This is a genomic window from Shewanella sp. 11B5 (genome assembly GCF_002836795.1).
In the GTDB taxonomy this organism is placed as follows: domain Bacteria; phylum Pseudomonadota; class Gammaproteobacteria; order Enterobacterales; family Shewanellaceae; genus Shewanella; species Shewanella frigidimarina.
In genome coordinates this window covers 1-7,610 of the sequence record NZ_PJAP01000390.1, presented here as the reverse complement: position 1 = coordinate 7,610, position 7,610 = coordinate 1, and the positions used below count along the sequence as shown (strand labels likewise).

Genomic DNA, 7,610 nt, shown 5'->3' with positions numbered 1-7,610 from the left:
GCTTACCTTAAAATGTATAATACGGGTTTGGTAAAAGAAGCCACATTGATAAGTGCGCAGGACTGTGGACACAAGCATTGTTTTTTTTGTTCAGGAAAGATGAATGAAAAGTTGCCAATAACAACGGAAACATATTTAGCCTTTCAAACAGAGTGCAGGTGTAAACCGTATAAAAAATCATTTTTCAATCCTGTTATTAGCTTTAAGTAGTGCTTCTGATATGTGTTTAGAGATAATCAATGAGAAAACAGCAATTACCTAGGTTTCAGAAGAAAATTTATTCAGCGACCATTGGCTACTTAAATCTTTTGGAACGCAAAGAACTCCTGTCTGTATCAATAAATCTGAGCAACTCCCAAGTTCCCTATCTTCTCCTATTCGGAGAAGTATTCTTACGTTGCAAGATACTTTGTATTCATCTTTAATCGTTGATGTTCATTCTTGGCTATTTGATCCTTCGAACGAATCATCGAATTTAAGCCTTTATAAACTGCTTAAGCAGTTGACTGATAAAGATACGAAATTCGACACAAAGTATCTTAAAAGCTACTATATTGCTGAGCCAAATGTAGTAAAAATCAACGAGCCTGCATCCCTTTGTCATGACACTTTTCATTGATAAACCCATGTCTTTAACTTCTAGAACTTTTTCATTGAGGTAATATATTGTGATACGAATTTATTTAAATTGTAGGAGATACAAATGAGCCAAGCTAACACTATCACTGAAAAACGTGCTATCGCACTAGAAATTCTAAGCAACAGAAACAGTATTAAAGGTCTGTTTTCGGAGCTTCATTATGAAGATGTTACCAAACTAGTAAACCGAGTTAATACAGTTTATAACGCACTCAAAAAACTAAAGGATACTGAGCAGGCTGAAAATGCAGCTAAAGCATCTAAGATTAAAGAAATTCAAGATTTATTGTTAGCACAAGGATTAACACTTGAAGATTTAGCAAGGCAATCTAGCGCATCAATTAAACCTCGCAAAAAACGTGTAGTAGCCAAACTTGAGTAGATAAATTGTTCCGAGCCAGCCGGAGCACTGCATCAACCTAGTTTTCGATATCTATGCTAATCCGTGAAAATCTAAATTAGATCATAGACGGACTCACACATGTCCAAAAATAAGTTAGTGAACAAAATATAAGTAAATAACACCTATTGCCTTACTTATAAATGTTGTAATAACTTATCCATATCCATATGAAACTTGAATATAATCTTACCATTTGTGATAATAACTTTCTAAAATCTAAAAGGAACTTAGATAAATGAATAATCAACAAAAAATATATGAAGTATCGGTCACTGATATTGAGGATGATTTAACTCGAATAACAGGTGACCGTACCCTCGCAAAAGCTCATGCTGAATCTCTTAGTATTTATTATCGAGGTGAAATTATTGACTCGGTAAAGTATAAAGAAGGCATAATTCCACAAGCAGACTTGCTTTTATCCCGAAGAGTGCGTTGGGAACACATGAAGATGCACTCTACTAAATTAGCCGAGAATATGTATGCAGCTAATCGTGGAAAGAAGCCTGATAATACTGCAGCTCATCATATTGTATCCTGGAGTGATATGCGTGCCGCTAGGTCTAGATTAAGATTAGCAGCTTTTGGTATAGATATAGATCACGAAGCCAATGGTGTTTACCTTCCTAGATTTCAAAAGCATGTCCCAATGGACTCAATGCCTGATGCTTATCCTCACTCAAAGATACACTCCGGTAAATACTATCTGAATGTTGAATACCTACTTGAAGATACTATAGCCGAAGGTTTAGGCCATCGTGGGATTATTGAAACGTTACGTGATGTAGCAGAAGACCTCAAGATTGGTGTATTTCCGATTAATTCATCTTTAACTGCAGCAGGGTAATAATAACTAATGACTTCAAAGTTTAATAAGGTATTTAGCGTATATCTTGACCCTGATGAATTTATGCTTCTGAGTGAATCCGCATTTGAGCATGTTTTGCAATTGACTGAAAATAGGTTGCTTTCATTTAACGGTAATACTCCAATGAAAGAATTTTGGGGGGTACTCAATGTTGTTTGGCAAGTTGAACCTTCGAACAAGCTGAAACTTAAAGTACCAGACATAGCTGGCTTAGGTGCCTCTACCTTTGTTGTTTCTCCAATGTATTCGCAGTTATTCCTTAATGATTTTGGAGAGAACATTGAGCTTCTAGAATGTAATAATGACGGCGCTAAATGGTTTGCATTTAATGTATTAGGGTTTGATAACGCCTTGAATGAAGAACTTAGTGAAAGAAATATGCGTAACGGTCGACCTGATAGGATTCGCAAGTTTAAGCGCATGGTATTTAACAAGAGTGGTATAACTAACCCCAATCTATTTAGAGTACGCGAAACGGGTCTTTTTTATTACACTACTGATGCCGAAAATAGCTTATATTCAATAGTTAAAAAAAATAATATTTCAGGACTCTTTTTTAAAGAAGTAGAGTGCTATTGAGAATAAGATTTTTGTTATTTTTTCATACTGAAAGCTATTGATGCCATTAAAGGTGATGTTGACCGAGAAAAAAGCTCCGCGTGTGAAGCTAGTTCTCTTATGAACCATAAAAAATATTCACTGAATCATATACATGTACAGAAATGAGCCTAGACACGTAAATTATTTATGCCCCAGAGTTTGCTAGCACTTGTTTAGTGAATCGAAAACTGACGAACGAGTTGCCCTACAAAATCTCATCTATTTGCCTAATGTTTGGCTCTACCGTAAAGCGACTAACAATGCATGGGTATACAGTCGTATATAAATTTAGATGCTTTTGAGTGTTTTTAAACTAATTAGTTTGCGCGTTTTTCCAGCCTAAAATTATCAAAACCTTTAAAATCATGTGAATATATTCCACCCAAGTTAGTTAATAGGTTTGGAAAATGCGCATGCGGGTTTTTCCGGATGGTGTATTTGATGAAAAGCTGATAAGTTCTTTTCATACAGATAGTTAACGGTGCGCGTTTTCACTGGTCTCATGAGGTAAACGCGCAACCCACAAATACTAAGACGTTAGGCGAAATCGAGAGAGTCCGAATGTTTTCAAGAACAACAATACTTGAATTGATTAAGGCGTTAAATTTTAGAACGCACGATGAGGTTGAGCGTTTCGTTTTCGAGCTTGAGATGGATGGAGTGGTAAAGGGTGAGTACATAAAACAAAAAGAGACCTCCATATCAAAATACTTGGTTGCAAGCGCTGGAGTAAAAGGTCCATCAGGTTCAGATCTGATGATAGACGTTGTGGAATACCTATTAAAAATCACGCCTTATTCTGGCTATGAACATACTGGTCTCGTTAATGCACTTGAAAAGGACGGTTTCGAACTCACAGAAACTTCTGTAAGAAAATCATTGCCCTCACAAATCCCTCTGGCAGAAAGTGAAGACAATCTTGTTAGAATTCTGAAAAAAAGGAATTTCAACATAGCTTTAGGCCACTATGAACAAGCTATAGCTGCGCATGGAAGAGGTGAATGGGCCGCAGCCAATGCCCAATTTAGATCATTTGTTGAAGAGTTTTTTAATCGCGTACACACATTAATTAATGCAGGGTCAGCAACAGATACCCAACAACGAAAAATAGAGCTCGCAAAAAGCGGCTTCTTTGATGCTCACTATAATGAGTTCCTATACAACGGTACAGGGTTTGTAGAGGGGTTTTGGAAACGTCTACATCCCCAAGGGTCGCATCCAGGTCTTTCTGAGCAAGCTGACTCAACATTTCGGCTTCACTTGGTATTGCTAGTAATACATTATTTTGCAGAGCGGCTAGATAGTGGGTTGGCCTAACAAGTGTAGCCATCCGACACAAATTGCAACGCGTTTTTTGGTATTCGCGTTGCTCACAATACACCAAAAAGCACGGAAGCTCCTAGATGATTTCCAAGATAAGTATTCAGAATATTGCTAGCTACAAAACTGCAACCATTTTGGCCACTGACAAAAAAGTGAATGTTGTTTACGGACTAAACGGTTCAGGCAAGAGCACACTTTCTAACTATTTGTACCAACCAGAAGCCCCCGAATATCACGGTTGCTCTGTTGATATGGCTAAAGATACATCGCTCTATGTCTACAATCAGAGATTCATCGAAGAAAACTTTTACGAGGCCGACAATCTAAAAGGGATATTCAGTCTCTCAAAAGAAAACAAAGATATTGAGAAAGCAATCAATGAAGCTCAAGCTGAACTAAACACACAGGTTCTTGTGGAAGAGAAAGAGCAACAAGTTGCTAGTGATGAAAAGGCTGTACTTTCAGCTAATCGATCAAGGGCATTTGATGTTACTTGGAACATTAAGCAGGAATTTACAGGTGGAGACCGAGTTCTAGAAGGCTTTCTGGATGGCCTCAAGGGCAACAAAGAAACCCTATATACTCATTTATCGTCCTTAACTAAACCTGCTGAGAAGCCGAATACGGATATATCTAAACTAAAGGCTGGTGTCGAGGCTTTAAAGGGAGATGCCGCTCAACAGTATTCTACTCTGAATCTTTTGGAGTTTGATGAACACGTAGTCGAACTTGATCCTATCTTTGAGGAGGCAATAGTTGGTAATACCAACAGTTCTGTATCGGCGCTAATCGAAAAAATGAAAAATTCAGATTGGGTAAAAAAGGGATTAGTTTACTTAGAGCCTCCATCTGAAAACGAGGCTAGCGCTTGTCCGTTTTGTCAAGAAAATACGATATCTCAAGAACTCGCCCAGCAAATCGAGAACTATTTCGATGAGTCTTATAGCAGTTCAATTGATAAAATTGAGAGTCTTTTATCCCGTTATTCCACTGCACTCGAACACCTCACTTCGCTTGACACCTACAAGTCAAACCCATTTTCAATTGAAGAACTATCTGCACTGACAGAACAGCATGGGAAATTAGCAAATAAATTGGAGCAGAATGCAAGACTAATAACAGCCAAGAAAAATTCACCAAGTATGAGAGTATCTCTTGAAAGCACTCTCACCGAAGTTGCGAACTTTAACGAGTTGTTAGAAGCAATAAATGCAAAAATTTCAAAACACAACGAAAAACTTGAGAATATTGGTGCCGAACTAAACAAGTTGAAGGGAGAGTTTTGGGGTTTGATGCGTTGGGATTACGACCAAACTATCTCGGCTTTAGATGCTCAGGTAGCAACTTCTAATCAGAAACTGGCTGAATCAAAGGAGCGAGAAAAAGTCGCTTTAGGCATTATCGCATCAAAGAAAAACGAAATTTCAATGCTACAAAAATCTACCGTTAACATTGAAGAAGCAATAGACAACATAAATTTAGGTTTGGTTCAGATCGGCATATCCGATTTTTCAATAGCAAAACACAATGACACACTTTACAAAATCGTACGCATTGGAAATTCTACGGCCGATTTTTCGTCTCTCAGCGAAGGTGAGAAGATGATCATCAGTTTTCTATACTTCTGCGAGTTATGCAAAGGTAAGCGAAACGCTACAGAAGTCCCAGGAAAGAAAGTGGTGGTCATTGATGACCCAATATCGAGCTTGTCTCACATATTTGTTTTCAATATTGGCCGGCTAATTAAAAGCGAATTCTTTGATTCAGTCTATTTTGAGCAAGTTTTTGTGCTTACGCATAGTTTGTACTTTTTCTACGAATTAGCAGACTCAAACCACAAAAAAAGAAATGAACACCAGAAACTATTTCGGTTATTCAAAAATGATGAAGGTAGCCAGATACTTAAGATGAGCTACGAAGAAGTTCAGAACGATTACCACTCATACTGGTCTGTAGTCACTGATTCGGCGCAGCCTCCCGCTCTCATAGCTAATTGCATGAGAAATATCGTAGAGTATTTTTTCAACTTTGTTCAAAAACAAGACTTGAGCAACGTAATCCAAATGCCAGAATTACAGGGGAATAAGCACCAGGCATTTTGCAGGTACATCAATCGGGAGTCTCATTCGCTTGGGCAGAATATTTTCGATTACAAAGAGTTTGACTATGAGTCTTTTCGAGAAGGTTTAAAGCTCGTTTTCGAAGTAACCGGCTATATTGAGCATCATGACAAAATGATACAGGTACTAGGGAAATAGCTTGTCAGCACATAGCAAAAGCCGTCGCTGTGCTGCGGGCGTTAATCCACAGAAATTTTAATCCGAAACTCACGAATTAGATTTAGGAATCTAGCTCGTTTCTGTCCAGGTACGTGACAGTAAAATGCAGCAGACTCGTTTATGCCCGAAGTTTGTTTCGAGCAACATAATATCAGCCCATACGTTTGTCGGTTGGCCTACTTTTAGTTATGTTCCACAAAAATAAGAAACTAAAATTGATTCAGTTGTTTAACTATTGACCTGGATGCAGGAATATTACAAAGTGTCCTTAGAATAAAAGTCGCTTTTAGGTTTAGATAGTTCAATCTCTTATGAAAAAAATCACGTCCTTTAGATATTTGCTTTTAAGTTTGCTCAATAATATTGTTTCATGGCTTGAAAGGTCTAACCATTCGGATATAGAACAATCTAAATTCGTGGATCTCGCACCAACTGATGAGGCTGACAAGGAAGGTATATATACCAAAGCGATTTTGTTTGCTACGAATAATACCAAGGTATTCAACATTGCTCTAACTGGTCCCTATGGTTCGGGAAAGAGCAGCATCATCCAATCCTTCTTGAAGAAGTATAGACGACCTGCGCTTCAAATCTCTCTAGCCTCCTTCATTCCCGAGGGTGATGTAGGGGAGAATAAGGTGAGTCGCCAAGAGATTGAAAGAAGCATCCTACAGCAAATATTGTACGGTGCTGACGCAAACAAACTTCCTCTTTCGCGCTTCAAAAGAATTCAGTCACCAGGAGTTTGGTCGTTTCTTAAATCTCTCTACATCATGTTTGGTGCTATTGCGCTTTGGTATGTATTACATTTACGAGAAGATATAATCAAAGGTGAATTTTTGGTTCCGTTTGAACTCAGCAATTGGTTCAATATAGTAGTTTTCTTTTTCGCAGCAGTATTCCTCTGGACAGTCCTGCATCACTTTTATGTGGCGAGTTTCGGTCTGTCACTCAAAAGCATTTCGTTGAAGGACGTTGAGATTAAACCTGCATCTGATGATCAGGCGTCCATATTAAACCGCCATCTAGACGAAATAGTTTACTTCTTCCAATCAACCAAATACGATCTTGTAATCATTGAGGATTTAGACCGATTTAATAATGCGGATATTTTCGTCTCACTCCGCGAAATTAATAGTCTCGTGAACGAGAACGCAGGTGTGAAACGTACTATCAGGTTCCTCTACGCCATGCGTGACGATATGTTTGTCAACACCGAGCGAACCAAGTTCTTTGAATTCATTATTCCCGTCATACCTATCATCAACACATCGAATTCGATCGACATGGTATTGGAGCAGGGAAGTAGACTTGAGCTCGATGGATACCTTGAACGGCAGTTTCTGAGAGAGGTCTCACGTTACCTGAACGACCTGAGATTGATTCGAAACATCTTTAATGAATACGCTATTTATGCGGCTCAATTGGAAATAACTGGAGAGAGTCTACTTGATGCCAACAAGCTTCTTGCGATCCTGATCTATAAAAACGTTTATCC

General features: G+C 38.3%; 6 protein-coding genes and 1 pseudogene. All 7 read left to right on the top strand.

All coding sequences use genetic code 11. The features are described from left to right. Positions 1-210: hypothetical protein (locus tag CXF78_RS21625; protein WP_219622063.1), on the top strand; the 210-nt coding region annotated here is incomplete at its 5' end. A gap of 493 nt (positions 211-703) precedes the next feature. Then, the gene (locus tag CXF78_RS09055) at positions 704-1,021 is read left to right on the top strand and encodes an H-NS family histone-like protein (RefSeq protein ID WP_102036573.1); all 318 of its coding nucleotides are present in this window, start codon (positions 704-706) and stop codon (positions 1,019-1,021) included. A 256-nt stretch (positions 1,022-1,277) separates the two neighbouring features. Beyond that, positions 1,278-1,889 (top strand): AHH domain-containing protein, encoded by a 612-nt coding sequence (locus tag CXF78_RS09050; protein ID WP_102036572.1) that lies wholly within the window; start codon positions 1,278-1,280, stop codon positions 1,887-1,889. A 9-nt stretch (positions 1,890-1,898) separates the two neighbouring features. Beyond that, the gene (locus tag CXF78_RS09045; RefSeq protein ID WP_102036571.1) at positions 1,899-2,489 is read left to right on the top strand and encodes a hypothetical protein; all 591 of its coding nucleotides are present in this window, start codon (positions 1,899-1,901) and stop codon (positions 2,487-2,489) included. A 582-nt stretch (positions 2,490-3,071) separates the two neighbouring features. Further along, positions 3,072-3,827 carry a hypothetical protein gene (locus tag CXF78_RS09040; protein ID WP_102036570.1) on the top strand — a complete coding sequence of 252 codons (756 nt, stop codon included), beginning with the start codon at positions 3,072-3,074 and terminating at the stop codon, positions 3,825-3,827. 86 nt (positions 3,828-3,913) lie between these two features. Next, positions 3,914-6,091 (top strand): AAA family ATPase, encoded by a 2,178-nt coding sequence (locus CXF78_RS09035; RefSeq protein WP_102036569.1) that lies wholly within the window; start codon positions 3,914-3,916, stop codon positions 6,089-6,091. 332 nt (positions 6,092-6,423) lie between these two features. After that, positions 6,424-7,610 (top strand): annotated as a pseudogene (locus CXF78_RS09030) (ATP-binding protein); the annotation flags it as partial.